The organism is Qipengyuania atrilutea (assembly GCF_013370205.1).
GTDB lineage: Bacteria > Pseudomonadota > Alphaproteobacteria > Sphingomonadales > Sphingomonadaceae > Actirhodobacter > Actirhodobacter atriluteus.
In genome coordinates, this window is record NZ_JABWGV010000006.1 from 46,802 (window position 1) to 71,846 (window position 25,045).

Sequence of the window (25,045 nt, forward strand, 5' to 3'; positions counted from 1 at the left end):
TCATTCCGCCGCCTTCGCAGCATTCGCCCGCGCGGCGCTGACCGCGTCCGCCAGACCTGCTGCGATCTTCGTGATATCGCCCGCGCCGAGGCAGACGACGAGGTCGCCCGGCTCGACTTCTTCCGCGAGCGCTTCGGTCAGTTCTTCGGGTCCGGCAAGCGCATCGGCGTCGCGGTGACCACGGTCTTTGAGCCCGGTAACGAGCGCCTCCGCATTTGCGCCTTCGATCGGGTCTTCGCCCGCTTCGTAGACCGGCAGGACATGGACGATATCGGCGTCGTTGAAGGCGGTCTGGAAGTCGGACATCAGATCGTTAAGCCGCGTGTAGCGGTGCGGCTGCATGACAGCGATGACGCGCCCCTTGTTCGCAGTGCTCCCCGCTGCCTCGCGCGCCGCGGAGAGGACTGCGCGGATCTCGACCGGATGATGGGCGTAGTCGTCTATCACCGTCGCGTGCCCGCCGGGAAGCGCAATCTCGCCAACCTTGGTGAAACGCCGCTTCACGCCGCCGAACTTCGCGAACCCGTTGCGGATGATGTTGGTGTCGCAGTTCATTTCGAGCGCGACCGCCACGGCGGCGAGCGCATTCTGCACATTATGCCGCCCCGGCATGGGCAGGTGAATATTGTTGATCTGGCGCACGGTGCCGTCCCGTTCGCGCAGGGTAACGTCGAACAGGTTGCCCCCGTCCTGCGTGCGGATGTTTTCGCCGCGCAGATCGGCCTGCGCCGAGAAACCGTAAGTCAGCACGCGCCGGTCGCGGACCTTGGAGATGACCGTTTGCACCTCGGGGTGGTCGATGCACAGCACCGCCACGCCGTAGAAGGGCACATTCTCGATAAATTCGACGAAGGCGTCCTTCACCCCTTCGAAATCGCCGTAATGGTCGAGGTGTTCGGGATCGATGTTGGTGACGACCGCGATCTGTCCGTCGAGGCGCAGGAAGCTGCCGTCGCTCTCGTCGGCTTCGACGACCATCCAGTCGCTGTCGCCCATCCGCGCGTTGGAGCCGTACTGGTTGATGACCCCGCCGTTGATGACCGTGGGATCGATCCCGCCCGCATCGAGCAGCGCTGCGATCATGCTGGTCGTCGTGGTCTTGCCGTGCGTGCCCGCGACCGCGACCGTGCGCTTCAGACGCATCAGCTCGGCGAGCATTTCAGCGCGGCGCACGACCGGGATACGGTTTTCGAGCGCGTGGGCAACTTCGGGATTGGTCCGCCTGACCGCGGTCGAGGTCACGACAACCGCCGCGCCTTCCACGTTCTCGCGCTCGTGCCCGATCTTCACCGCGATGCCGCGTTCGCGGAGCCGCTCGACCGTGGCACTTTCCTGCATGTCGGAGCCCTGCACACTGTAGCCGAGATTGTGCATGACCTCGGCGATGCCGGACATGCCAATGCCGCCGATACCGATGAAGTGAATGACGCCGATATCGGTGGAAACGCCTCTCATGTCGCGGCTCCCTGAGCCACCGCCGCGCCCTGCGAGGCGCCGCGCGCGTTGTTCCCGCCGACCTTGATGACGTCCATCATGTCCGCGCCGCCGAAGCTTTCGACGAGATCGGCGAGGTCGCTCACGGCATGGGGCCGTCCGCAATTCCACGCGGCATGGGCCGCCGTGGCCAGCGCCTGCGGCTGTTCGGCGAGCGCCTTGATCTGCTTGGCGAGTTCCTTCGCGGTAAAGCGCGTCTCGCGAATGCTGCGCGCCCCGCCCGCCGCGACGATCTCCTGCGTGTTCGCAGCCTGATGATCGTCGGTCGCAATAGCGAGCGGCACGAGGATGGCGGGCCGGCCTACGGCGGTAAGTTCCGCGATGGTCGAGGCACCGGCGCGCCCGATGTACAGGTGCGTGTCGGCGAGGCGCTCGTCCATGTCATCGAAGTAGCTCGCGAGTTCGGCCGGAATGTCGTGCTCGCTGTAGCGGCGGCGAACCTGCTCCAGGTCTTCCGGGCGGCACTGCTGCGTGATCTGAAGCCGCTGGCGCAGCGCGGGCGGCAGCATCGCCATTCCGTCGGGCACGACCTCGGACAGGATGCGTGCGCCTTGGCTACCGCCGGTGACAAGCACGCGCAGCAGACCGTCTTCCGACAGGTGCGGAAAGGGCTCGTCGCGGAGCGCCATCACATTCGCGCGTACGGGATTGCCGACGAGGTGGACTTTCTCCGCGTATTTGGGCTTAAGACGCTTCACGTCGGGATAGGCGGTCGCGATCGCATCGACCTGCCGCGCCAGCAGGCGGTTCACCCGGCCGAGCACGGCGTTCTGTTCGTGAATGAGGCTCGGGATGCGCGCCTTCCGGGCGGCGAGCAGCGCTGGAAACGCCGGATATCCGCCGAAGCCGATGACCGCGCTGGGTGCGAAGTTCTTGAACAGGCGCAGGGCCATCGCGCGGCCTTCCAGCACTGCACGCAATCCTTCAAGCCATTTGAGCGGGTTCTTGCCGAAGCGGCCCGCCGGGATGATATGCGCGGGCAGGAAGTCGGGCTTTCCTGGAATGTTCGCCCCGCGCTCGTCCGTGACCAGTGCGACATGATGCCCGCGCCGCTCCAGCTCGCTTGCCAGCGCGAAGGCGGGGATCAGATGGCCGCCCGTACCGCCTGCCGCGAGAACGTAATGCCTGTTCGAGCCGGTCATGCTTCGCCCCCCTGGCGGTAGGTTCCAGCACGGTGCTCCACCTTCGGTTCGCGCCGCTCCTCGCCCATGCCGAGCATCTGCGCCAGACCCGCCGTGCGGCGCTTCAGGAACGGATTGCGGCGGGTGATGGCGAGCAGCAGTCCTACGGCAAGGCAGACGGCGATGGTCGAGGACCCGCCGTAGCTTACCAGCGGCAGCGTCATACCCTTGGACGGAAACAGCCGCAGGTTCACGAGCATATTGATGAACGCCTGCCCAATCAGCAGCGTGGTCAGCCCGGTCGCGGCGAGCATGGTGAAGTAATTGTCCTCATCGATCATGCGCACAAGAATACGCAGTCCGATGGCGAGATAAAGGCATACGACCACCGCGCATACGAGAAGGCCAAATTCCTCGCCGATCACGGAGAAAATGTAGTCGGTATGCGCTTCAGGCAGGTTCATCTTTTTCAGGCCGAGCCAGAAGCCGGTTCCCGTCCACCCACCTGCCAGAAGCGTGCGCTGCGCGAGGTCCACCTGGTCGAAAGCCGTTCCGCCACCCAGAAAGCTGTCGATCCGGTGCCGCGCGTTGTCGTAGAGGAAATAGGTCGCGGTGATGAGCGCGATGCCTCCGCCGACGACGGAACCGAGCCGCGCGACCGACAATCCGGACAGAAGCACCATTACGAACCAGATGCCCCCCAGCAGCATCGCCGAACCGAAATTGGGCTGGAGGGCAATGAAGAATACGACGAAGCCCAGCAGCGCCGTCGCCGTCGCCAGCACGGGCAGGTTGGGATCGCGCATCCGCCAGGAAAATATCCACGCGAGCGCGATGGCGAAGCCGGGCTTCAGGAATTCGGACGGCTGAAAGCGCATCCCTATGTCGATCCAGCGCCGCGCCCCGTTCACGTCCGAACCGATGAACGGCACCAGCGTCAGGAAGAACAGCATCACGACGCACAGGACGAGGCCCGCCCGCCGCGCATTCTCCAACGTGAGCATCGAGGCGCCGATCATGACGGCAACCCCGACGATCTGCCACGCGATATGCTTGTAGAAGAAATAGAGGTCGGGAAGCTGCTCGCTTGCGGTCGATAGTCGCCGCGCGCTGGCGGGAGAGGCCGCTGCGACCGCAATGGTCCCGATGGTCATCAGGACGAGGATCAGGATCAGCAGCACGCGGTCGATCTCGCGCCACCAGATCTTCGCTTCGGACAGGAAGCTCGACCGCTGCGTCGCGCGCTCGTTGAGACGGCGGGCGTGGTGCGGGATGAAGACGCCGGTTTCGCTCATGCGGCGGGTCTTTCGGAAAGCTCTTGGACGAGGCTGCGGAAGCGATCCCCGCGTTCTTCGAAATCGCGGAACTGGTCGAAACTGGCGCAGGCCGGCGAGAGTAAAACGGTATCGCCGCTTTCGGCATTCGCAGCCGCGCTTTTGATCGCTTTATCCAGCGTTAGACATCGCTCGACCCCGTCTAGGTGCACTTGTGCACCCTCCAAGGCCTGCGCGAACATCTCGCCCGCTTCGCCAATGGTATAGGCGGCTTTGACATGACCGAGCTGCGCCTCGCACTCGCCCAAGCCCGGCTCCTTGGCGAGCCCGCCGAGGATCCAGTGGATGTTGTCGAACGCCGCGAGTGCGGGGGCGGAAGCGGCGGTGTTGGTGCCCTTGCTGTCGTTGACGTAGGCGACCCCGCAGATTTCGGCGACCCGCTCCATGCGGTGCGGAAGGCCGGGGTAGGTCTCAAGGCCTTGACGGATTTGCTGCGCCGACAAATCGAGTAAAAACCCCGTAGCGATAGCCGCTTCAGCATTTTCCAAGTTATGCGGGCCTTGCAGAGCGTGCCAGCGAGATTGCTCCTGAATTCCGATCGCACTCGGAACATCCTGCCATTGGTGGAAGACATCATCGAACACTTCGAGATATTTCCCGCCAGCTTTCTCGCCCACTTTCTGGCCATGCCACCAGTCTTGAGCGCGGCAGACAGCACACTTTTCGCCGGTCTGCATCTCGAACAGCCGCGCTTTGCTCGCCGCATACTTCTCGAAGTCCCCATCGTACCGATCGAGATGATCGGGCGTAATGTTCAGCAGCACCGCCACATCGCAATCGAGCGAATAGGTGAGGTCGATCTGGTAGCTCGACAGCTCCAGCACATATACCCCGCCTTCCGGGAGCGGCTCCTGCTCGAGGATCGGCAGACCGATGTTGCCGCCCATGGTGGTCGGCACGCCTGCGGTCTTGAGGATGTGGTGGACCAGCGCGGTGGTGGTCGACTTGCCGTTGGTGCCGGTGATGCCGACGACCTTGTGTGGCGGCAAATCCGCCCTCGCCTGCGCGAAAAGCTCGATGTCGCCGATGACCGGCACGCCGTAGCTGTCGGCATGCGGCTTGATCGGATGGGTATTGAGCGGCACGCCAGGACTGACGATCACGCCCGCAAACCCGCTCAAATCCGCTTCCACCGGATCGGCCAGTTCGACCTGCCCCGCGAATGCTTCCCGCTTTCCCGCGTCGCTGTCCCACGCCAGCACCTCCGCCCCGCTCGCCAATAGCGCGCGGACCGTTGCTCTACCCGACCGCGCAAGACCGAGCACTGCGTAGCGCTTCCCCTTCCAGGCGGGCGAGGTAATCATCTCAGCTTGAGCGTCGACAGTCCGATCAGCGCCAGCACGATCGACACGATCCAGAAACGGACGACGACCGTGCTCTCGCTCCATCCGAGCTGCTCGAAATGGTGATGGATCGGCGCCATGCGGAAGATGCGCTTGCCGGTACGCTTGAACCAGAACACCTGGATGATAACGCTGAGCGCCTCGAACACGAACAGCCCGCCGACAATGGCGAGCACGACCTCATGATGGCTGGCGACGGCGATCGCGCCAAGAGCCCCGCCCAGGGCTAGGCTGCCGGTATCGCCCATGAACACGGCGGCAGGCGGAGCGTTGAACCACAGGAAGGCGAGCCCCGCTCCCATGATCGCGGCGCAGAAAATCGCCAGCTCGCCCGCGCCCGGGACATGCGGAATGCCGAGATACTCGCTGTAGTCTACGCGGCCTACGAGATAGGCGATGATCGCGAAAGTGCCCGACGCAATGATGACCGGCATGATCGCGAGCCCGTCCAGCCCGTCCGTCAGGTTCACCGCATTGCCGGCCCCGACGATGACGACGGCGGCAAAAACATAGTAGAACGGCCCGAGCGGAATTGCCTGGTCGGACACGAACGGCACGTAGAGGTAGGTGTTGATCTGGCCGACCACGATGAACGCCGCGACGCCCGCCACGATGAACTCGAGCAGCAGGCGGGTCCTGCCCGATACGCCCTTATGGCTGTTCTTCGATACCTTGTCGTAATCGTCGAGGAAGCCGATGATGCCGAAACCTACGGTCACGGCGAGGCACGCCCAAACGAATGGATTGCGCAAATCCATCCAGATCAGCAAACCGAGGACCAGCGACACGAGGATCATCAACCCGCCCATCGTCGGCGTACCGCGCTTGGAAAGGTGGGTCTGCGGCCCGTCCTCGCGGATCGGCTGGCCCTTACCCTGCCGGATACGCAGCATGGAGATGAAACGCGGTCCGATGAAAAGCCCGATGATGAGCGCCGTCAGCAGCGTCGCCCCGGCACGGGCCGTCTGGTAGCGCACGAGGTTGAAGACACCCTCGAATTCCATCCATTCGGCTATAAAATACAGCATTCAATTATCCCGGCGGATAAGTTCTGCGACCACTTTCCCGAGACCGATGGAGTTCGATCCCTTGACGAGGATCGCATCGCCTCCCACGACCCCGTAATCCGCGAGGCTGTCCAAGGCCTCGGCAGGATTACTGCAATGAACAAAGCGCGGCACCTTGTGAAGCGCGTCCTGTCCGGATTTCCCCAATATCTGCCTGAGTTCGCTCGCCAGACTGCGCATTTCCTCGCCCACGAGGATGGCATAATCGACTTTCGCTTCCGAAAGCGGCCCTGCCAGCCCTGCATGAAAGCGCGGCGCGAAATCACCCAGTTCCTTCATGCTCCCAAGCACCGCGATCCGCCGCGAGGCTGGCGTCTGGCCTAGCTGGCCGAGTGTTGCGCGCATGGACGCGGGGTTGGCGTTGTAGCTTTCGTCGATCACCAGCGCCTTGCCGCCCGGTGCGGCGATCCGGTGACGCGCTCCGCGTCCGGCGAGGCCGCCCATCTCTGCAAGTGCGATACCTGCCGCCGCGAGGTCCCCGCCCGCTGCAAGCACCGCGGCCATTACCGCGAGCGAGTTCAGCACCCAGTGCTCACCCGGTTCAGCGACGGTGTAGACGAGCCGGCCATTGCCGAACTGGGCCGTCATCAGCGACCCGCCGTTGGCCGAAGGGATGACGTCGAGAACGCGCATGTCGGCGTGCGCGGCGCGCCCGAAGGACATAATCTTGCAGCCTTGCTTTTCGGCAGCGACCTTGAGGCGCTCGAAATGCGGACTGTCGGCAGGAATAACCGCGGTGCCGCCTGCTTTCACGCCTTCGAAGATCTCCGCCTTGGCATCGGCGATCGCCTCTTCGCTGCCGAGGTTCTCGATATGCGCGGGGGCGATGGTGGTGATCACCGCGACATCCGGGCGAACGTGACGGGTCAGCCCGGCGATCTCGCCCGCGTGGTTCATACCCATCTCGAATACGCCGAAACGACTGCGCGCCGGCATCCGGGCAAGCGACAGCGGTACACCGACGTGATTGTTGTAGCTCTTGATGGAACGGTGCGCCGCGCCGCGGCTGCTGCGTTCTAGGGCGGCGAAGATCGCTTCCTTCACGCCGGTCTTGCCGACCGATCCGGTCACGCCGATGAACTTCGCCTGCGCCCGCTCGCGAGCCGCCCGGCCCAGCGCGGCAAGCGCCTCGCTCGTGTCGGCGACGCGAATATGCGGGTAAGGCACTTCGCGATCGGTCAGCGCGGCAATCGCGCCGTTCTCGAACGCCTTGTCGATGAAGCGGTGGCCGTCCATCGCTTCGCCCTTCAGCGCCACGAACAGGTCGCCCTCGCGCACGTAGCGGCTGTCGGTTTCGACCCCTGCCACTTCGAATTCCGTACTGGCCGAACCGCCGGTGGCTTCGGCAATCGCCATTGACGTCCACAGCGCCAAGGGAAGCTCCCTTCGCGGATCGGCCGGCCACTCGCGCAGCGCTTCGTATGCAATCATGCTCTGTCTCCCCCGGCCGCCGCGCACTCGCGTGCTACCTCGACATCGTCGAACGGCAGGATGCGGGCGTTCTCGCCCGCGCCGATAATCTGTCCTTGCTCATGACCCTTGCCCGCGACGAGGACGATGTCGTCCGCGTTCGCTTCGGCGATGGCCGCGGCGATGGCTTCGCGCCGTCCGCCGATTTCCCGTGCCTCGGGCGCGCCCTGCATCACTTCCGCGCGGATCGCTGCCGGCTCTTCGCCGCGCGGGTTGTCGTCGGTTACGATGACGAGGTCGGATGCGCGCGCCGCCGCCTCGCCCATAGGAGCGCGCTTGCCCCGGTCGCGGTCGCCTCCAGCGCCGAATACGGTGATGAGCCGGCCCGCTACGTGCGGGCGCAGGGCTGCGATCGCCGCTTCGAGAGCGTCGGGCGTATGTGCGTAGTCGACATAGACCGGCGCGCCGTTCGCGGTGATGACGGCCCGCTCGAGCCGCCCGCGCACCGGCTGCAGCCGCGCCGCGGCATCGAACACGCGCGGCGGCTCGGTCCCGGTCGCGAGCGCGAGGCCCGCTGCAGTCAAGGCGTTCGCCACCTGGTACTCGCCAATGAGCGGCAAACGGAAGCTGACTTCGCTTTCGCCGCACTCGATCGTCAGTTCCTGTCCGAGCTGCGTGGCATTGCGCGCGGTAAGTTTCAGGTCCGAGCCGCTTTCGCCGACCGAGAAGATCGTTAGCCCGCGATCCTGTGCAATCTCGGTCGCGCGCTTTGCCCAATCACCGCTATCGGCCCAGATTACGGCGGTTGCGCCGGGCTGCAGAACCTCGGTGAAGAGCCGCATCTTCGCCGCGAAATAGTCTTCCATGTCTGCATGGTAATCGAGGTGGTCTCGGCTAAAATTGGTGAAAGCGCCCGCGGATACCGGAACGCCTTCGTTGCGGTATTGGGACAGGCCGTGGCTCGAGGCTTCGTAGGCCACGTGCGTCACGCCCTCGCGTGCCAGCCCGCTCATGTTCGAGAGGAACGTGACGATATCGGGCGTCGTAAGGCCGGTGGAGACGCTCTCGTCGGGCGTCGTGACACCGAGCGTACCGATGCTGGCCGCGCGCTCCCCGCTCATGCGCCAGATCTGCCGCGTCATTTCCACGGTCGATGTCTTGCCGTTGGTGCCGGTGACAGCGACGATGTGCTTCGGAAATGGTGCGTAATAACGGGCGGCCAGCACGGCGAAAGCGCGCCGAGGCGCGGCGTCGGCGATATGCGGGGCGCCATCGACCTTGACCTCCGGACGCGCGACGATCGCCGCCGCGCCGGCCTTCACCGCATCGGCGACGAAGTCTTCGCCATTGACGCTCAGCCCCTGAAACGCGCCAAACACGGTGCCCGGCGCAACCTTGCGGTGGTCGATCGCGAAGCCGGACACTTCGGCATCGCTTGCGGGCGCAGGAACACCCGCCATTTCGCAGAGGCGCGTCAGCTTCATTCGCTGGCTTCCGGCACAATCGCGCGCAGGTCGGAAATGTCGACGTCGCGGTGTTCGTCGGGCCGCACACCGAGCATCGGTCCGACCCGCGGTACCAGCCGACCGACGATCGGCGCGGCATTCCATGCGGCGGTCCGCTGGTAGGAACTCGCAACCGTGCCGCGCGGCTCGTCAAGCATTGCGACGACGACGTAGCGAGGGCGGTCCATCGGGAAAGCGGCGGCAAAGGTCGAGACGAGATTGCTGCGCTGATATCCGCCCGCACCCGGCTTTTCCGCCGATCCGGTCTTGCCCCCGACGCGGTAGCCCGTCGCGTCGGCACTGCGGCCGGTCCCGTATTTAGAGATCAGCCGTAAAAGCTGCCGCATGCGTGACGAAGTAGACTCCTTGAACACGCGGCGACCGCGCGGGGCTTCGCCCGGCTTCACCATGTGCAGCGTTGCAGGACGCCAGATGCCGCCGTTGACCATCGCGGCATAGGCGCTCGCAAGGTGAAGCGGGGTGACTGCGATCCCATGTCCGTAGCCTACGGTGACCGCGCGAATACGCTGCCAGTCGCCCGACGGCCAGATCGGAAAGCCGCGTGCCGGCAGCTCGATATAGGGCCGCTCGTTCATGCCGAGCTGCACCATGTAGTTACGCAGCGTTGCTGCGCCCATTTCATCGACGATGTGTCCGGTGACGACATTGGACGAGTGGATCAGCATTTGCGGTGCGTTAAGGCTCGCGCCCATCGGGTGGCTGTCCTTCACCGTGTGTCCCTGCACCCTGTAGGGTGTGGCGCTGTAGCGGCGCGAAAGGCTGGTAATGGACCCGCTGTCGATTGCGGCCGCCACCGTGAGGGGCTTGAAGGTCGAGCCGAGCTCATAAACCTGGTTCGTGACGCGGTTGAACATGTTCGCCTCGCCCGCCGCGTCGATCTTGTTCGGATCGAACTCCGGCAGGCTGGCAAGCGCCAGCACTTCCCCCGTATCCACGTCGAGAACGATGCCCGCACCGCCGGTCGCATCGACCAGCTTCATGCCGCGCTGCAGTTCGTCTTCGAGCGCACCCTGTACCCGCATGTCGATCGACAACGCGACCGGCTCGCCGCGTTTCGAAGGATCGAGCAGGCGCTCGTCCAGCACCTGTTCCATGCCGACACGGCCGTGGCCGTCCGCCGCAACGTAGCCGAGGATATGTGCGGCCATCGAACCCTGCGGATAATGACGATCGGTTTCCTGCGGCATCTCGAGTGCGAGTTCACCCAGTTCCTGCACCCGGTTCGCCTCTTCGGGAAGCACGCGCCGGCGCAGATAGCCAGACTTGCCGCTTGCGAGCTGCGCACGCGTCTTCGCTTCGTCGAGGTCGGGGAAGATACGCTTAAGGCCTGCCGCGACTTCTTCGGGCGACTTGACCAGCGGCTCTCCGCCATCGCCTAGCGCCTCTGGATTGTACCATAGCGCGTAGGCCGGGAACACGCGAGCAAGCGGCGCCCCGTTACGGTCGGTGATGTCGCCGCGCGTCGGCAGCAACGCCTGGTGGAGCGAGGCAGCCTGGGTCTTGTGGTCCGACAGGCCCAGCGTACCGATCCGCACGAGCGCGAGCAGTGCGAAGAACGCGAGACCGAGCGCGACCCATACGATCCGCATCCGAGCAGTGGCGACCGCGCGGTAACGGATCGTCACCAGCTGAACCCGCTCGCTCGGTATTGCGGGGGACACTGCCGGCGCGTCTTGCGCCATCAGTGCCGCAACATTCATTGACCGGCCTCGGCAAACCGTTCGGCAAAGGTTTTTTCCGGACCGGCGAGCTCGCCCAGTCGCTGCGCCAAATCAAGCGTGCCTTCACGCGGCATGTCGCTAGCCTTTGCGGCATTCGACATCGCAAGCAGCCCGGCTGCCGCGGTCACGCTGGCCGTACGGTCGGCCAGCGGCGTTTCGCGCACGCTGCGCGAAAGGCTCGCGATTGCCCCATCGTCGCCGTCGTCCACGACCGCCTTGGCGACGCGAATTGGCTGCGGCGCTCCGATCGCGGTCGGCGCGCCGAGGGCAGCGACTTCGCGGCGATTGTCGAGATACTGATCAGCGCGCGGCGCGGCATAACCGAATTCGAGCTGGTTCCAGGCGGCAAGCTGGCGCTGGCTGGCGCGGGTCTGAAACTCCGTTTCCAGCAGTAGCGTCTCCCGCTCGATTGCGACGATCTGCCGCTCCATCGCGCGCACTTCGCTCTTCACCGCGTTCACACGCAAGGTCAGTGCGAGGAACAAGGTCAGCGAGATCGCGAACAGCGCAGCCCAGCCAAGTCGGTGGATCGGGGAAGTTGTGCTCATCACGCGGCCTCCTTTCGAGCCGGCGTCGAAGTGCGCTGCGCATGGCGTAGGATCGCCGAGCGGGCACGCGGATTACGGGAAAGTTCGGCCTCGCCGGCGCGAACCGGTTTACCGATGCGGGTAAAGATCGCAGGCTCTGTTTCGCCGGCGGGCAGGTGGCGCGAACCCCCGCCGCTGCCGCCCGATGCCTCGCGCAGGAAGCGTTTGGCCATCCGGTCTTCCAGACTATGGAAGCTGACTACGGCAAGTCGGCCGCCTTCGCCCAGAAGATGCTCCGCGGCATGTAGACCGGCGGCAAGCTCGTCGAGTTCGCCGTTCACGTGGATACGCAACGCCTGGAAGGTGCGAGTGGCAGGGTCTTTCTTGTCATGCGGCTTGTGGCCCAGTGCCTTGCGCACCACGCTAGCAAGTTCGCCGGTCGTAGAAAGCGGACGCGCAGCGATAATGGCGCGGGCAACCCGGCGCGACTGGCGCTCTTCACCGTACTGGTACAGCACGTCCGCGATCGTGTCGGCGTCGGCGCTGTTGAGGAAATCGGCAGCGCTTTCGCCGGACTGACTCATCCGCATGTCGAGCGGGCCGTCATTGCTGAACGCGAAGCCCCGCTCCGCCTGGTCGAGCTGCATCGACGAAACCCCGATATCCATGACGACGCCGTCGACGCGGGCGATGTCCTCGTCTGTCATCGCTTCCGCCATTTCGGAAAAGCGGCGGGCGTGCAGAACGAGGCGCTGAGGATCGGCGGACGCCTCGGGCCACTCGCGTCCGGCCGAAATCGCGTCGGGATCGCGGTCGAATGCATGCACGGTCACGCCGTGGTCGAGCAGCGCGCGGGTGTAACCGCCCGCACCGAACGTCGCGTCGATCATGACATCGCCGGGCCGCGGGTCGAGGGCCGCGATCACTTCGTCGAGGAGTACGGGGATGTGCGGCGCGCTCATTTCGTTTTCGCCTTTATATCGGCAAGGAAGCTTTCGCATGCCGCCTTCGCACTCGCCCAGTCATCACCCATCTCGGCGAGTTCGCTCGGGTTCCACAGCGTGAAGAAGCGGCCGGCGCCCTGGAAATAAAGCCCGTCCTCGATCCCGCCCAGCGTGCGAAGATGTTCCGGCATAACGAAGCGGCCGCTGTCGTCGAAAGGCATTTCCGTGAAACCGAACAATTGGCTGGCGCGGGTATCGCGGTCGAAGTCGCGTTCGGCGCGGTAGGCCAGCTCTTCCTCACGGTCGAGCTGCGCCTCGAGCTCGTCCTTGCGGCTAAGGCCGAATCCGGTGAGACATTTCCAGGTCGGATGCTTCATCAGGCAAAGCGTGCGCCCGTCGGACGATTCCTTGACGGCTTTGCGGAACAGCGGCGGCAAGACGAAGCGACCCTTGTCGCCCGCCGGCGAATACGCCTGCCCACTGTACCCTCCGAATGACACCTGTCCGCCCCGCCTAGTTCGAGCCTCAATCAACCCTGCCAGACACAGCTTCGCCGCCGCCGTCCGCGACAACGCGAACGGTCCGCCCCGCCGTAGCGGAACGTGCAGACTAAGTGACGTGCCTGATGGACGAGTTTGATAACTCGCACGCGTCAGGGATGGAAGGGTAAATTAGGGGATTTCGCGGGAAAAGATATCACTGTACTGTTTTTATAACATATTTTCTGCGTAACCACGCTTGCATCTCGCTTACTTAATAGTGCTGTTTTCGACGCAAAACAGCGACTCCGAAGAGTGGGTTTAGGGCCTATCCCGCATCATCCCCGGTTATCGCGAGCAAATGCAGCAGAGCGCAATCGGAGACTTATTCGCTCCTTCTGATCACGCTTAGTATTCTGCTGCGGCGCACCCCGGTCCGGCGACGGCCGCGCAGAGACTTGAGCCTGTCGGGATTCAGGCCTACGCCTTTTGATCTTAACCATAAAAATAAAGGATTGAGATGATGCCACGCGCCCTTCACGCTCTATCGTTTCTCGCGCTCGCGGCTGCTGCCCCGGTGGCCGCTCAGGATAACGCGGACTATTCCTCGCTCGTCGTGTTCGGCGACAGCCTGGTCGATGCCGGTAATATCAACACGCTGATACCGTCCGTCGCCAGCCCCGAAGACGGCTACTTCATGGGCCGTTTCACCAACGGCTACGACTATACCGATCTCATCAGTTTCGACCTTTTCGGCGAGCCCACGACGGCCTCGCTTCAGGGCGGGACCAATTTCGCATTCGGCGGCGCCCGCGCCACGACGACCTCCGCCGTGCCTGACCTCAACGAGCAGCTTGCCGCCTATCAGGCCTACCTTCTTGCCGGCAATACGGTCGATCCGAATGGTTTATACGTACTGAACTTCGGTGGTAACGATGTGTTCGCAGCAGCCCGTCCCGGATCGCCCGCCGGTTATTCCAGCGACAGCGCATTCCTGATGGAAGCGGCGAGCAATTATGCGCAGGCAATCCAATCGCTTGCCGATCTCGGCGCGAACAATTTCCTCATCACCGGCTTTCCCAACGCCTCGCCCGATACGATCGCCTTCGCGCAGGAAGCCGAAGTCTATCTGCTGAGCGAGATCGGTTCGCTATCGCTCGATGGCGACGTGGACCTCAATTTCTTCAGCTATCTCGACTTCTTCACGCGCTTGCAGGCCGATCCGACCGCGTTCGGTCTGCCTGCGGACCTCGACTTCAACACAACTTGCCAAGCCGCGGGCGCGCTACCGACTTGCGAGGGATATTTCTCCTTCGACGGCACGCATCCGACGGCGGCAATTCACCGCGCCGCTTACGGAGAAATCCGGACGCAGCTCGGCATCAGCGCACCTGTGCCGGAACCGGCTACATGGCTGATGATGCTGCTCGGCTTCGGATTCGTCGGCGGCGCCATGCGCTTCCGCAAGCGGCCGCAGCTGCGCACCGCGCGGGCGGCAATCAACTTCGGCTAGCGGTATACGGAGCGCAGACCCGTTCGCGGGCTGCGCTCCGCTACTGTGCGCCGAACGCCCGGTTTAGCAGCGCCGTAAGCGCGGGACGATCGTATACCGGCTCCTGATCGGGTTCGAGAAACGACGCGTCGGCGATGATAAGCGCCTGACCCTCGCCAACATCGCACTGCGCAACGAGACCGTCTGCCAGAAGCTCGCAATGCGTACCAAGCGCCTCGCCAGTCTGAAGCTGAAGTTCACCATACTCCAACGCCACAATCTTCGCATTGTCCAATCGAAAAGTGCTGGGATTGCCGTCGGGATTTTCCGGAACGCTCATGGACAGGCCCCACCGCACGAAGAACGGCGGTACGAGGCCGACATCGTTTGGCCGTCTAGGATCGCCGAGCCCGTACTGCGAATGCTGCGTCAGCATCGGATCGATGACGTAGAGAAGCTCACCGCCGTTCCTGACCCAACTGTCGAGCGCGACGTTAGCGGCAGCCGACAGTCCGCGCGGCTGGGCTATCATCAGATGCTGCAGCGATGAAAGTTCCGCGGAGGGCGAACCGTCGCCTTGCGCTAATCGGTCGAGCGGAACGATAGCGAATCGCTTTTCGAGATCCTTCCGAACCCATGGCAATTCGCTTTCGCCTTGCGCCAGGTCTTCGAACCCGGCTTCCTCCGGCCAGTAGATCGGCAGTCCCGTAACCAGACCGAGCTTGGGGAGGTCGCTTTCGATCGCAGCGTCGGCCTGAAAGTCGCGCTCGTCAGATGGCCGAACATCGCTCGAACAGCCGCCCAGAGAGGTTGTCAAAAGGAGCGGCAATATAGCGGTGGCGAACCTACTCGCTATCATCGCGGGCCGGTTCGGAAGGCATGACCGGCTGCGCGGCTTCTGGCTCTGGCGCGGTCTTTTCGGCTGGCAAGTCGGGCACGACCCCGGCCTTGGCGAGCGGATCGTTCTGCTCCGCTGGCTGGGTCGGCTCGACTGTCGGCGCGGCTTCGGGAACGGTGCGCGCGTCGGCGAGCGAAGCGCGGTTCTCGATCGCGCTGGCCAATCCAACGAGCAGCAGCATCACGCCGACGCCCGCCCCGCCAATTTGCAGACGTTTGAGCGCCTCCTGGTTCGTCCCGCCTAACGGAGCGGCGGCGTTCTCGTTCATCGTCCGGCGCTGGCCGCGCATAAGCACGCCGCCCGAACGGGAGGAGAAGAACTTCGCGAAGGGATTGCTACGGGGCATGGGTCCGGCAAGGTAGTGCCGCTCGCGGCGCAGTCAATCGGAGCCTTCGTGGTTACAGCCAGTCGAAAACCGGCAATTCCTTTTCCGCGAGCCACTTCGGATTGTACAGCGTGGAGAGATAGCGAAAGCCCGTGTCGCACAGGATTGTGGCAACGCGCGGGTTTTCACGCCCTTCAGACTTCAGCTTCTTACCGAGCGCAATCGCGCCCGCGACGTTGATGCCGGAGGAGAGGCCGAGACACAGTCCTTCGCCGCGCAGCAACTTCGCAACCCATTCTAGGCCTTCCTCGTCGGAGATGCGAAACTGCGTGTCGATCGGTGCGCCTTCGAGATTGCCGGTGATGCGCCCCTGCCCAATACCCTCGGCGACGGACGAGCCTTCGGCTTCGAGTTCGCCGTTAGCGTAGAAATTAAAGAGCGCTGCGCCGTGCGGGTCCGTCAGCGCGATGACGACGTTCTCGTCCCGCTCTTTGAGGCCCAGCCCGACGCCGGCAATCGTGCCGCCGGTTCCGGCCGCGCAGGTAAAGCCGTCGATGCGCCCGTCCAGCTGCTCCCAGATTTCCGGAGCAGTCGTTTCGATGTGGGCCTTTCGGTTGGCCGTATTGTCGAACTGGTTCGCCCAAATCGCCCCGTCGGTTTCTTCCGCAAGACGCCGCGAGGTATGGACGAAGTGACCTGGGTTCGCGAATTTCGTCGGTGGCACAGTGACGAGTTCGGCACCGAGCGCGCGCAGCGTAGCCATCTTCTCGGAACTTTGATTGTCCGGCATGACGATTATGGTGCGGTAGCCAAGCGCATTGGCCACCAGAGCCACGCCGATGCCGGTGTTACCCGCCGTCCCTTCAACGATCGTACCGCCGGGCTTCAGCTCGCCCAACGCTTCCGCATCGCGGATAATCCCCAAGGCCGCGCGATCCTTCACCGATGCGCCCGGATTGGCGAACTCGCACTTCCCCCAGATTTCGCATCCGGCCGCCTCGCTCGGTCCTTCGAGCAAGACGAGCGGCGTGTTACCGATAAGATCGAGAGCGTTTTTCGCGACAGGAGCCGTCATGTTGAGCGAAGTAGCCACCCGCTCGAACATCGGCAACGCAGCTTCGCTATCACCCCGCGAAACCGGACTACGATCAATCTTCGGGCGCTATGGTGACTTTGAGGCCGTCGAGGTCAGGCGTGAACGGTATCTGGCAGCTGAGCCGCGACGTTTCGGCGCGGTGATCGCTGCTTTCGAGCAGATCGTCCTCGTCCTCGCTCATTTCCGGAAGCTTGTCCGCAAATAACGGGTCGACGTGAACGTGGCACGTTGCGCAGGAACAGCATCCTCCGCATAGGGCCAGCAATTCGTCGAAGCCGTTGTCGCGAATGGCTTCCATCACGGTAAGGCCGTCCCCGACCTCAACCGCCGTTTCCTGTCCGCTACGGTTTGTGACAAGCAATTTGGGCATAGTTGGATGTTTCCAATTCGGCATGGGCCTGACAACAAGGCCGGACTTCGGGTTCACTGGCGGCGCTAAAAGCCAAGACCCGCTTTGGCAAGGGAACGGTAAGGCATTATGGGACTGAGCGCGCAAACAATCCGCGAGGGCCTGGACGTCGTTGCCGCGTCGGAGCCGATGATTGCCGACGCGATACAGCGTGTCGGATATCCCGAACCGCGCATCCGCGAGCGCGGCTACCAAACGCTGCTTCGGATTATCGTCGGCCAGCAGGTGTCCGTCGCCGCCGCCGCATCGGTATGGAACAAGCTCGAAGAGGAACTCGGCCCCGGCACGCCTGCCGAGGCGCTTCTGGCGAGCGATTTCGACGTGCTGCGCGCCTGCGGATTGTCGCGGCAGAAGCAGGGCTACGCGCGCTCGCTGTGCGAACTGGTCACCAGCGGCGGGCTCGATCTCTCGCATCTGCCCGAGGACGACGAGGACGCAATTTCGCAGCTCGTCCAGATCAAGGGTATCGGGCGCTGGTCGGCCGAGATCTACCTGCTTTTCGCCGAAGGGCGGCCCGACATCTGGCCGGCTGGCGATCTCGCAGTGCAGGTCGGGCTCGGCAAGATACTGGGCATGGAGCACCGGCCCAGCGAAAGCGAGATACGTGCGCTTGCCGAAAGCTGGCGTCCGCACCGCGGCTCGGTTGCGATATTCACGTGGCATGCCTACGCAAATCCTGCTCTATAATGACGAAATTCGAACAGTGGGTCGCACGCACTGAAACCTCGCATTGCGAAAGCAATAGAAAGGCAGACCATGACCTCCTACCTAGCTTCGAAGTCCCTGCGCGCAGGAAGCGCTTTCGCCGCACTCGCGCTCGCTATTCAGACCGTGCCCGCCGCGGCTGATCATCACTCGGAGAATGCCGCAACAATGCCTACCGCCGCCCAGAACATCCCTCTCATCCCGCGCGAAAATCTGTTCGGCAACCCTACCCGCGCGTCCGGGCAGATAAGTCCTGACGGCAGGTGGCTCAGCTGGCTTGCGCCCAAGGACGGCGTTCTCAATGTATGGATGGCGCCGGCCTCCGATCCTGACGATGCGAAGGCGATGACCGATGCAACCGACCGGCCGATCCGCCAATATATGTGGGCTCCCGATTCCAAGAGCCTCATGTATATCCAGGACAAGGGCGGCGACGAGAATTTCCTCCTCTACGGCGTCGATGTCGCGACCGGCGAAGAGAAGACACTGACGCCTTTCGAAAACACCAGAGTGCAATTCGTCGGAGGGTCGGAGCGGATCAAGGATCAGGTCCTGATTGGCCTCAACAACCGCGATGCGCGCTACCATGATGTCTACAACCTCAACCTCGGCACCGGAGAACTCACCGAAGTGCTGCAGAACGACGGCTACGCCGGGTTCATGGCGAACGACGATCTTGCGATCCGGGTGGCGATGAAGCCGAATGCTTCGGGCGGCATGGACTATTTCAAGGTCGCGGATGGTGAGATCGCCGGCGAGGCGTTCGGCAGCACCGGCCTTGCCGACGCGCTGACCACCAACCCGGCCGGCTTCACGACCGACGGTAAGACCCTGTACTGGCTCGACAGCCGCGGCCGCAACACCGCCGCATTGATGGCGATGGACTTCGAAAGCGGGGAAACACGGGTCATCGCAGAGAACGACCGGGCGGACATCGGCGGCACGATCCGCGATACCAAGACCGGCGAAGTGCAAGCCTATTCGGTCAATTACCTGCAGAACGAGTGGACGGCGACCGATCCTGAAATCAAGGCGGCGCTCGACTGGTTGGACGAGCGGCTCGATGGCGATTTCGGCATCAACAGCCGGACGGACGCGGACGACAAGTGGATCGTTTGGAACGACCCACTCACCGCGCCGACCCGCACCTATCTGTTCGATCGGAAAGCGAGAACGCTGACCGAATTCTATACTTCGCGGCCCGAGCTCGAAGGCGCTCCGCTGCAGCCGATGTATCCGCTCGAGCTGACTGCGCGCGACGGACTGACCCTGCCGAGCTACCTGACGCTACCTGCCGGAAGCGATGAAGACGGCGACGGGAAACCGGAACAGGCGGTACCGATGGTGCTGCTGGTCCACGGCGGTCCGTGGGCGCGTGATGGTTTCGGCTACAACCCCTATCACCAATGGCTCGCCAACCGCGGTTATGCCGTTCTGAGCGTTAATTTTCGGGGCTCGACCGGCTTCGGGAAAGACTTCATCTCTGCCGGCGACCTGGAATGGGGCAAGAAAATGCACGACGATCTCGTCGATGCTACCCAATGGGCGATCGACGAAGGCATTACCGGCAAGGATCAGGTTGCGATCATGGGCGGCTCCTACGGCGGCTACGCCACTCTCGCGGGCCTCACGTTTACGCCAGACACCTTCGCCTGCGGAGTCGACATCGTCGGGCCTTCGAACCTCGAAACTTTGCTTGCAACTATTCCGGCGTATTGGACGCCGCTCATCTCGCAGTTCCATGAGCGGATGGGCAACCCCAATACGGACGAAGGTCTAGCGCTGCTGAAAGAACGCTCCCCGCTCTACAGCGCCGACAAGATCAAGAAACCGCTCTTGATCGGTCAGGGTGCAAACGATCCGCGCGTGAACCAGGCGGAAAGCGATCAGATCGTCGAAGCGATGAAAGAGAAGGGCATTCCGGTGACCTACGTCCTCTATCCGGATGAAGGCCACGGGTTCGCCAAACCTGCCAACAACATCGCCTTCAATGCGATTACCGAGAACTTCCTCGCGACCTGCCTCGGCGGCCGTGCGGAACCGATCGGCGACACGGTCGCAAACTCTACAGCCCAGATCGTCGAGGGCGAGGAGTTCGTGAAAGGTCTGGAAGACGCACTCGGCGGCTAGAAATATCGGACGGAACGTTTAAGCCGCGGCGCGGGAGCAATAGCGAAGGTATGTATTCGTGACTGACCGTGCCGCGGCTACGCCGTTCGCCGCCAATAGATCGCTGTTTGCGTTCGCCCTCATTTATGGGGGGATGACCGTCATTGCGGGCGTGCTGGCCTTCAAGCAGATCGCATTGGGTCCGCTGGCAGTCGAAAGCGGTATTTTCGCGTTCCTCATGTTGGTTGTTCTGTCGAGTGCGATTGCGCAGCTTCATGGGCGCGCGGCAGCGGACCGGCTGGTTCTATGGGGCTTCGCTCCGCTAGGTCTTTCGATCCTGCTGATCCTGCTGGTTCTAGGTCTGCCGGCATCGAGCGAAATGCCGCCGGAGAACCTGGCAGCCTTCGAACGGGTGCTTTCGAGCACTCCTCGGATCATGGCGGCCGGGCCGGTGGCTTACGGGGTGTCGCTGCTGCTCAACGTCTGGATTTTCGACAGGCTTCGTGGCGGCAAGGCAGAAAGCGGCGGGCTATGGCTCATGCTGCGCGGAGCGATAGCATCGGCGATCAGTCAGGCGATCGACTCCGTTATCTTCATCACCTTGGCGTTCTATGGGACATTTCCGATCGCCGACCTGGTGCTGGGGCAGGCGTTGGCAAAAATCGCTCTATCCTTCATTCTGGTCCCGCCGCTGATCGCGGGCGCGGTCAAGTTCGGGCATTGGCTCGACCGGCCGGGACGAAACGGAGGCGTGGAGCCCGCCTAGTTCTTTTGCCGGACGTCTTGAATCAACTCGTCCTGCAGCCTGTCGCCATGCATTACCGAAACGTCGCCGGTCGTCTCCAGTACAACTGCGCGGATCTCGCTAAAGTTCATGACATTGGCTTCGCGCAGTTTTGCGATGACGTCGGCACGGGTGACGCGGCTCGCTTCAAGCGCGGCCGGGCAGAACTCGCCGTTTCGCATTAGTAGCAGCGGCTCGTTCTGGATGGCGTTTTCTACCGTGTCACTAGCCTTGCGCGCCCTAGCGAGCACGAACTGAATGATGAACAAACCGGTCATTCCCGCGATGACTTGAAGAAACGCAAGCCAGTCGGTCGCCTGGGCGCCCCCGGCGACGAGCGATCCCATCGCCACCGTCATGACGAAATCGAAGCTCGTCATCTTGGAGAACGATCGGAGGCCCAGAATGCGCACGAGCACCACGACATATAGGATACCCAGCGATCCCAGAATTATCCCGCGAGCAAGATGGTCCAGCCAATCCAATTCGAAAATCATAAGTGTTTTGCCCTGTCTCGTTAATCAGCCGGCATCCGGTACGGTGCTGCCAAACATTAAATGGCTCGCAGCGTGCTTGGTGCCTAGAAAGCCCGGTATGGCCCGTCCGAAGTTGCTTAGCTAATCAGATTACCTTCGCAGACCTGCAGCACGCTGTCCTCGCGCGCGAGGCACCACAGGCTCAGGCCTGCCGCTTCGGCACGGGCGACCGCCATCGAGGTCGGCAGCGATACCGTGGCGAGCGTGGTAATCCCGGCCCTCACTGCCTTCTCGACGATTTCATACGAGCAGCGCGCACTCGACAGGGCGAAGCCGCTAGCCGGGTCGATGCCGGAGCGAAGCAACGCGCCGACGAGCTTGTCGAGTGCGTTATGCCGACCCACGTCCTCGCGAACCGCAACGATTTCACCGTGCATACCAACGAAGGCTGCCGCGTGGGCCGCCCCTGTCCGGCGCCCGAGGTCCTGATGTGTCCGTAACGCCTTCTGCGCATCGATGATCTGCGCTCCGAAAACGGGTGAGTGTGCTGCGACCTGTGGCAACGGCGCGGCAATCGCCTGAAGGTTTTCGATCCCGCATAGTCCGCAGCTTGATTCTGCGACGCGGGTTCGAACGCGTTCCTGCAGTTTGGCGACGCCGACGCTCTGAAGGCTTCCGCGCACGATCCAGCCCTCCTCGAGTTGAGCGACGTCGACGCTTTCCAGGTCAGCAGCCTTTGACGCCAGACCCTCAGCCACCGCAAACCCGAGAGCGAAATCTTCAAGGTCGCGCGGAGTCGCCATCATCACGGCATAGGAAAGACCGTTGAACTCCAGCGCGACCGGAACTTCCTCAACCCATTCACGCTCGGCCGTTCCTTCCGAGCCGTCTGCGAAGTGTTCGGTGACGTCAGCCATGGGGACCTGCGTAACCTTCAAGAGCGGCGGGCGTGTTTATGTTTTCAAGCGGCGCTCCGAGTTCGACGGGTCGTGCTCCGATTACCTCTGCAAACCGCTTCACCGACCGCGATCCCCCGTCAGTCAGTATCGTTTCCAACGCTTCTAACGTATCGGTCGGCCACAACCCGACGACAGGTTGATCCCACAGGAAGCCCGGCGCAGGGGCCAGCAATTCTCGCAGATTACACGGGTAGCCTAGACAGTCCACTCCGACCGAGAGAATCAACCGAAAACCGCGGTCCGCACCAGCGCGCAGTCCGCCCGCCAGTCCGCCGAGCGGGCCAAAGTCCGCTTTCGGCCAGTCCTGAACCGTTCGGACCGGAGCAGTATCCCGGCCCGCCACGACAACTTCGTCGCAAAAGCCGGTGAGCGCCGCGATGGCGTGATCGAGCAAACTTATTCCGTCATAAAGCGCGGCCGCCTTGTCACTGCCGAAGCGCGTCGATCGCCCGCCCGCCAAGACCACGCCCAGAACACTTTCGGTCATTGAATAAATCGGGTCTTCACTCTCACTCCGCCTCGATCCGAACCGGGATCGACTTCGAAGCAGGGGTTTTGGAAAGCCGGTCATGGTGGTTGGCTGCGATCAGGACGTTGCATTCCGGGTAATAGCCCGCGACCGTGCCGCGCGGCAGGCGGTAAGCGACGAGCTTCAGACCGCCGAGTTTCCGTTCCACCCCGTCGTCCGCATCGCCCACGAGCCGGATGATCTGCCCGTCCTTGAACCCGGCCTCTGCAATGTCTTTAGGGTTCATCATCAGGACGTCGCGCGTGCCTTCGATACCGCGGAACCGGTCGTGGTAGCCGTAGATCGTCGTGTTGAACTGATCATTCGAACGCAGCGTAATCAAACGGTAGCGGCCTTCGCGGTCGTCGAAACCGATCGAGTTCAGACGCTCCGGCGTGGTAATCTCCGCCTTGCCGCTTTCGGTTTTCCAGATGCGTTCGCGTGCCGGGTTGCCGCGGTAGAAGCCGCCCGCTTGGTACATCCGCTGGTTGTAGCCGTGAAAATCGTCCGGATAAGTCGCTTCGATGAGGTCGCGGACGAGGCCGTAATCGCCCGTCCACTCGTCCCACTTGAGGTTCGGGTTCGGATCGAGAGCCGCCTTTGCAATCTCGGCGACAATCTCCAGCTCGCTTTTGAGATGCGGCGAAGCAGGCTCGCGCCTGCCGATCGTCGCGCTGATCATCGAGAAGCTGTCTTCGGTCGTGATCGTCTGGTTGCCGCCCTTCTGCTCGTCGCGTTCGGTCCGGCTGATGCACGGCAGGATATAGGCATGCTTGCCCGGAAACAGGTGACTCCGGTTGAGCTTCGTGCTGATGCAAACCGTCAGGTCCTGGCTCGCCCATCCCTTCTCCATCCGTTCCTGGTCGGGGACGGCGCGGACCAGATTACCGCCGAGCGACACGAACCCCTTAACTCGCCCGTCGAACAGCCCTTCGACCGCATCGACGATGTGCATTCCGTCCTCGGTCGGCGGGTCGAAGCCGAAAAGTTCGCGCAGTTTGTCGAGCGGTACGAGCGAAGCCTTTTCTGCAATGCCGACCGTGCGCTGTCCCTGCACGTTGGAATGCCCCCGCACCGGACAGAACCCGGCTCCTTCACGTCCGACATTTCCGCGCAGACAGAGGAAATTGACCAGCATCGCGAGGTTCAGCGAGCCATGCGTGTGCTGGGTCAGACCCATTCCGTACACGCCGATGACGCGTTCCGCCTCGATATAGACCTGCGCCGCTTCGCGCAGTGCAGCTTCGGTCAGACCGCTTTCCGTTTTCAGCTCCGCCCAATCGGCATCGCGGCAGAAAACAGCGAACTCCTCGAAACCATTGGTGTGCTCCTGCAGGAACTGGTGGTCGATGACCTGCGGCTTGCCTTCGGCGGTGGCGGTATCGTCGGCTTCGATCACTACCTTGCAGAGTGCCACGAGCGCTGCCACGTCCCCGCCCGCGCGCACCTGGTGATACTGATCGGATATCTTGGTTTCCTTGCCGGTCAGCATATCCAGCGGGCTCTGCGGGTTGACGAAAGATACGAGGCCCTGCTCGATCACCGGATTGAAGGTTACGATCTTCCCGCCGCGGTCTTTCAAGTTCTTCAGATTGTGCAGGAACCGAGGGCTGTTCGTGCCGGGGTTCTGGCCGAAGTAGAAATAGGCGTCGGTCATATCGAGATCGTCGAAAGTTACCGTGCCAACCGGTGTGCCGATAACTTTCTTCAGCCCGACCGAGGTCGTTTCGTGGCACATGTTGGAACTCTGCGGCAGATTGTTGTTGCCGTAAGCGCGCGCCAGTAGTGCGTAGAGATAGGACGCTTCCAGACCGGCATGACCGGAGGCGTAGAACACGACATCTTTCTTCGGCAGCGCCTTCAGCCGCTCGCCGATCTGGGCAAAAGCCTCGTCCCAGCTTACCGGCACATAACGGTCCGTATCGGCGTCGTAGCGGAGCGGGTGCGTGAGCCTGCCGGTCTTTTCGAGATCGTGGTCGCGCCGTTCCCGCAGCTCCGTGACCGTATGACCCTCCTGCGCGAAAAAGTCGGGTGTGCAGCGGTCCGACGTGCTTTCCCACAGGACCGCCTTCGCCCCGTTCTCGCAGAACTCGAACGCCTTATAGTTCGCCGGTTTCGGCCATGCGCACGACGGGCACATGATGCCCTTCGGCTTGTTGAGTTTGCGCAGCGTATCGAGCGCCTGCGGTTCGGCCCGCGCCTTGCCGAGCACGCGGGTCATTCCCTCAAGCGAGCCCCAGCCCCCTGCCGGTCCTTCCGAATGGGGCAGTTCATCTTTGTCGGACATCGGGCTTCCTCGCTTTCGGTACATCTACGCG

The 25,045-nt window shown here is 63.1% G+C and carries 23 protein-coding genes; 4 read left to right on the forward strand and 19 right to left on the reverse strand.

Annotated features, from left to right (window positions below; genetic code table 11):
- From murC to HUV48_RS12850, 11 genes are read right to left on the reverse strand one after another with little or no spacing between them, the layout of a single operon-like run.
- Positions 1-1,455, reverse strand: coding sequence for a UDP-N-acetylmuramate--L-alanine ligase (murC, locus tag HUV48_RS12800; RefSeq protein ID WP_176268194.1), 1,455 nt, complete (start codon positions 1,453-1,455; stop codon positions 1-3).
- Positions 1,452-2,636, reverse strand: a complete 1,185-nt coding sequence (gene murG, locus HUV48_RS12805) for an undecaprenyldiphospho-muramoylpentapeptide beta-N-acetylglucosaminyltransferase (protein WP_176268195.1) — start codon at positions 2,634-2,636, stop codon at positions 1,452-1,454. The genes murC and murG overlap by 4 nt, the downstream gene beginning before the upstream one ends.
- Positions 2,633-3,910 carry an FtsW/RodA/SpoVE family cell cycle protein gene (locus HUV48_RS12810; RefSeq protein ID WP_176268196.1) on the reverse strand — a complete coding sequence of 426 codons (1,278 nt, stop codon included), beginning with the start codon at positions 3,908-3,910 and terminating at the stop codon, positions 2,633-2,635. Before HUV48_RS12810 ends, murG begins: the two co-directional genes overlap by 4 nt.
- Positions 3,907-5,253 (reverse strand): UDP-N-acetylmuramoyl-L-alanine--D-glutamate ligase, encoded by a 1,347-nt coding sequence (gene murD / locus HUV48_RS12815; protein WP_176268197.1) that lies wholly within the window; start codon positions 5,251-5,253, stop codon positions 3,907-3,909. The genes HUV48_RS12810 and murD overlap by 4 nt, the downstream gene beginning before the upstream one ends.
- Complete coding sequence (gene mraY / locus HUV48_RS12820) at positions 5,250-6,320, reverse strand: phospho-N-acetylmuramoyl-pentapeptide-transferase (protein ID WP_176268198.1); 1,071 nt, start codon at positions 6,318-6,320, stop codon at positions 5,250-5,252. The genes murD and mraY overlap by 4 nt, the downstream gene beginning before the upstream one ends.
- A complete protein-coding gene (locus HUV48_RS12825) occupies positions 6,321-7,790 on the reverse strand; it encodes a UDP-N-acetylmuramoyl-tripeptide--D-alanyl-D-alanine ligase (RefSeq protein WP_176268199.1) in 1,470 nt (489 codons plus the stop codon).
- A complete protein-coding gene (locus HUV48_RS12830) occupies positions 7,787-9,253 on the reverse strand; it encodes a UDP-N-acetylmuramoyl-L-alanyl-D-glutamate--2,6-diaminopimelate ligase (RefSeq protein WP_176268200.1) in 1,467 nt (488 codons plus the stop codon). Before HUV48_RS12830 ends, HUV48_RS12825 begins: the two co-directional genes overlap by 4 nt.
- A complete protein-coding gene (locus HUV48_RS12835) occupies positions 9,250-10,995 on the reverse strand; it encodes a peptidoglycan D,D-transpeptidase FtsI family protein (RefSeq protein WP_176268201.1) in 1,746 nt (581 codons plus the stop codon). The genes HUV48_RS12830 and HUV48_RS12835 overlap by 4 nt, the downstream gene beginning before the upstream one ends.
- Positions 10,992-11,564 carry a hypothetical protein gene (locus HUV48_RS12840; protein WP_176268202.1) on the reverse strand — a complete coding sequence of 191 codons (573 nt, stop codon included), beginning with the start codon at positions 11,562-11,564 and terminating at the stop codon, positions 10,992-10,994. Before HUV48_RS12840 ends, HUV48_RS12835 begins: the two co-directional genes overlap by 4 nt.
- On the reverse strand, positions 11,564-12,505 hold the full coding sequence (gene rsmH, locus HUV48_RS12845) for a 16S rRNA (cytosine(1402)-N(4))-methyltransferase RsmH (protein ID WP_176268203.1): 942 nt from the start codon (positions 12,503-12,505) through the stop codon (positions 11,564-11,566). The genes HUV48_RS12840 and rsmH overlap by 1 nt, the downstream gene beginning before the upstream one ends.
- Positions 12,502-12,987 (reverse strand): division/cell wall cluster transcriptional repressor MraZ, encoded by a 486-nt coding sequence (locus tag HUV48_RS12850; RefSeq protein WP_176268204.1) that lies wholly within the window; start codon positions 12,985-12,987, stop codon positions 12,502-12,504. Before HUV48_RS12850 ends, rsmH begins: the two co-directional genes overlap by 4 nt.
- A 499-nt stretch (positions 12,988-13,486) precedes the next feature.
- Here HUV48_RS12850 and HUV48_RS14425 point away from each other — a divergent pair, with 499 nt between their 5' ends.
- Complete coding sequence (locus HUV48_RS14425) at positions 13,487-14,479, forward strand: SGNH/GDSL hydrolase family protein (protein WP_176268205.1); 993 nt, start codon at positions 13,487-13,489, stop codon at positions 14,477-14,479.
- A gap of 40 nt (positions 14,480-14,519) precedes the next feature.
- Here HUV48_RS14425 and HUV48_RS12860 read toward each other — a convergent pair whose 3' ends face one another.
- From HUV48_RS12860 to HUV48_RS12875, 4 genes are read right to left on the reverse strand one after another with little or no spacing between them, the layout of a single operon-like run.
- Positions 14,520-15,275: a motility-associated ABC transporter substrate-binding family protein gene (locus HUV48_RS12860; protein WP_176268206.1), complete on the reverse strand. Its 756-nt coding sequence runs from the start codon at positions 15,273-15,275 to the stop codon at positions 14,520-14,522.
- Positions 15,276-15,303: 28 nt separating this feature from the next.
- Positions 15,304-15,702: a hypothetical protein gene (locus HUV48_RS12865; protein ID WP_176268207.1), complete on the reverse strand. Its 399-nt coding sequence runs from the start codon at positions 15,700-15,702 to the stop codon at positions 15,304-15,306.
- A 52-nt stretch (positions 15,703-15,754) separates the two neighbouring features.
- Positions 15,755-16,786, reverse strand: coding sequence for a cysteine synthase A (locus HUV48_RS12870; RefSeq protein WP_404799938.1), 1,032 nt, complete (start codon positions 16,784-16,786; stop codon positions 15,755-15,757).
- Between the two features lie 43 nt (positions 16,787-16,829).
- The gene (locus HUV48_RS12875; RefSeq protein ID WP_176268208.1) at positions 16,830-17,147 is read right to left on the reverse strand and encodes a 2Fe-2S iron-sulfur cluster-binding protein; all 318 of its coding nucleotides are present in this window, start codon (positions 17,145-17,147) and stop codon (positions 16,830-16,832) included.
- 108 nt (positions 17,148-17,255) lie between these two features.
- On the opposite strand from HUV48_RS12875, the gene HUV48_RS12880 reads away from it, so the two are divergent.
- From HUV48_RS12880 to HUV48_RS12890, 3 genes are all read left to right on the forward strand, one after another.
- Positions 17,256-17,873, forward strand: a complete 618-nt coding sequence (locus tag HUV48_RS12880) for a DNA-3-methyladenine glycosylase family protein (RefSeq protein ID WP_176268209.1) — start codon at positions 17,256-17,258, stop codon at positions 17,871-17,873.
- A gap of 69 nt (positions 17,874-17,942) precedes the next feature.
- Complete coding sequence (locus HUV48_RS12885; RefSeq protein WP_176268210.1) at positions 17,943-20,021, forward strand: S9 family peptidase; 2,079 nt, start codon at positions 17,943-17,945, stop codon at positions 20,019-20,021.
- A 58-nt stretch (positions 20,022-20,079) separates the two neighbouring features.
- Positions 20,080-20,766 (forward strand): queuosine precursor transporter, encoded by a 687-nt coding sequence (locus HUV48_RS12890; RefSeq protein WP_318656106.1) that lies wholly within the window; start codon positions 20,080-20,082, stop codon positions 20,764-20,766.
- Here HUV48_RS12890 and HUV48_RS12895 read toward each other — a convergent pair.
- The 4 genes from HUV48_RS12895 to HUV48_RS12910 form a co-directional block, all read right to left on the reverse strand.
- A complete protein-coding gene (locus HUV48_RS12895; RefSeq protein ID WP_176268211.1) occupies positions 20,763-21,281 on the reverse strand; it encodes a DUF421 domain-containing protein in 519 nt (172 codons plus the stop codon). The genes HUV48_RS12890 and HUV48_RS12895 overlap by 4 nt on opposite strands.
- Before the next feature lie 116 nt (positions 21,282-21,397).
- Positions 21,398-22,177 (reverse strand): formate dehydrogenase accessory sulfurtransferase FdhD, encoded by a 780-nt coding sequence (fdhD, locus tag HUV48_RS12900; protein WP_176268212.1) that lies wholly within the window; start codon positions 22,175-22,177, stop codon positions 21,398-21,400.
- Positions 22,170-22,706, reverse strand: a complete 537-nt coding sequence (mobA, locus tag HUV48_RS12905) for a molybdenum cofactor guanylyltransferase (protein WP_176268213.1) — start codon at positions 22,704-22,706, stop codon at positions 22,170-22,172. Before mobA ends, fdhD begins: the two co-directional genes overlap by 8 nt.
- A 22-nt stretch (positions 22,707-22,728) precedes the next feature.
- Positions 22,729-25,014 carry an FdhF/YdeP family oxidoreductase gene (locus HUV48_RS12910; protein WP_176268214.1) on the reverse strand — a complete coding sequence of 762 codons (2,286 nt, stop codon included), beginning with the start codon at positions 25,012-25,014 and terminating at the stop codon, positions 22,729-22,731.
- Between the last annotated feature and the right edge of the window lie 31 nt (positions 25,015-25,045).

What these genes read in the sequence shown, in the direction of transcription:
- fdhD (WP_176268212.1), bottom strand. Translation starts at nt 22,177, where the DNA reads ATGGCTGACGTCACCGAACACTTCGCAGACGGCTCGGAAGGAACGGCC.
- mobA (WP_176268213.1), bottom strand. Translation starts at nt 22,706, where the DNA reads ATGACCGAAAGTGTTCTGGGCGTGGTCTTGGCGGGCGGGCGATCGACG.
- murC (WP_176268194.1), bottom strand. Translation starts at nt 1,455, where the DNA reads ATGAGAGGCGTTTCCACCGATATCGGCGTCATTCACTTCATCGGTATC.
- rsmH (WP_176268203.1), bottom strand. Translation starts at nt 12,505, where the DNA reads ATGAGCGCGCCGCACATCCCCGTACTCCTCGACGAAGTGATCGCGGCC.
- HUV48_RS12810 (WP_176268196.1), bottom strand. Translation starts at nt 3,910, where the DNA reads ATGAGCGAAACCGGCGTCTTCATCCCGCACCACGCCCGCCGTCTCAAC.
- HUV48_RS12885 (WP_176268210.1), top strand. Translation starts at nt 17,943, where the DNA reads ATGACCTCCTACCTAGCTTCGAAGTCCCTGCGCGCAGGAAGCGCTTTC.
- HUV48_RS12910 (WP_176268214.1), bottom strand. Translation starts at nt 25,014, where the DNA reads ATGTCCGACAAAGATGAACTGCCCCATTCGGAAGGACCGGCAGGGGGC.
- HUV48_RS12840 (WP_176268202.1), bottom strand. Translation starts at nt 11,564, where the DNA reads ATGAGCACAACTTCCCCGATCCACCGACTTGGCTGGGCTGCGCTGTTC.
- HUV48_RS12835 (WP_176268201.1), bottom strand. Translation starts at nt 10,995, where the DNA reads ATGAATGTTGCGGCACTGATGGCGCAAGACGCGCCGGCAGTGTCCCCC.
- HUV48_RS12825 (WP_176268199.1), bottom strand. Translation starts at nt 7,790, where the DNA reads ATGATTGCATACGAAGCGCTGCGCGAGTGGCCGGCCGATCCGCGAAGG.
- HUV48_RS12880 (WP_176268209.1), top strand. Translation starts at nt 17,256, where the DNA reads ATGGGACTGAGCGCGCAAACAATCCGCGAGGGCCTGGACGTCGTTGCC.
- murG (WP_176268195.1), bottom strand. Translation starts at nt 2,636, where the DNA reads ATGACCGGCTCGAACAGGCATTACGTTCTCGCGGCAGGCGGTACGGGC.
- HUV48_RS12870 (WP_404799938.1), bottom strand. Translation starts at nt 16,786, where the DNA reads ATGTTCGAGCGGGTGGCTACTTCGCTCAACATGACGGCTCCTGTCGCG.
- HUV48_RS14425 (WP_176268205.1), top strand. Translation starts at nt 13,487, where the DNA reads ATGATGCCACGCGCCCTTCACGCTCTATCGTTTCTCGCGCTCGCGGCT.
- HUV48_RS12895 (WP_176268211.1), bottom strand. Translation starts at nt 21,281, where the DNA reads ATGATTTTCGAATTGGATTGGCTGGACCATCTTGCTCGCGGGATAATT.
- murD (WP_176268197.1), bottom strand. Translation starts at nt 5,253, where the DNA reads ATGATTACCTCGCCCGCCTGGAAGGGGAAGCGCTACGCAGTGCTCGGT.
- HUV48_RS12865 (WP_176268207.1), bottom strand. Translation starts at nt 15,702, where the DNA reads ATGCCCCGTAGCAATCCCTTCGCGAAGTTCTTCTCCTCCCGTTCGGGC.
- mraY (WP_176268198.1), bottom strand. Translation starts at nt 6,320, where the DNA reads ATGCTGTATTTTATAGCCGAATGGATGGAATTCGAGGGTGTCTTCAAC.
- HUV48_RS12830 (WP_176268200.1), bottom strand. Translation starts at nt 9,253, where the DNA reads ATGAAGCTGACGCGCCTCTGCGAAATGGCGGGTGTTCCTGCGCCCGCA.
- HUV48_RS12875 (WP_176268208.1), bottom strand. Translation starts at nt 17,147, where the DNA reads ATGCCCAAATTGCTTGTCACAAACCGTAGCGGACAGGAAACGGCGGTT.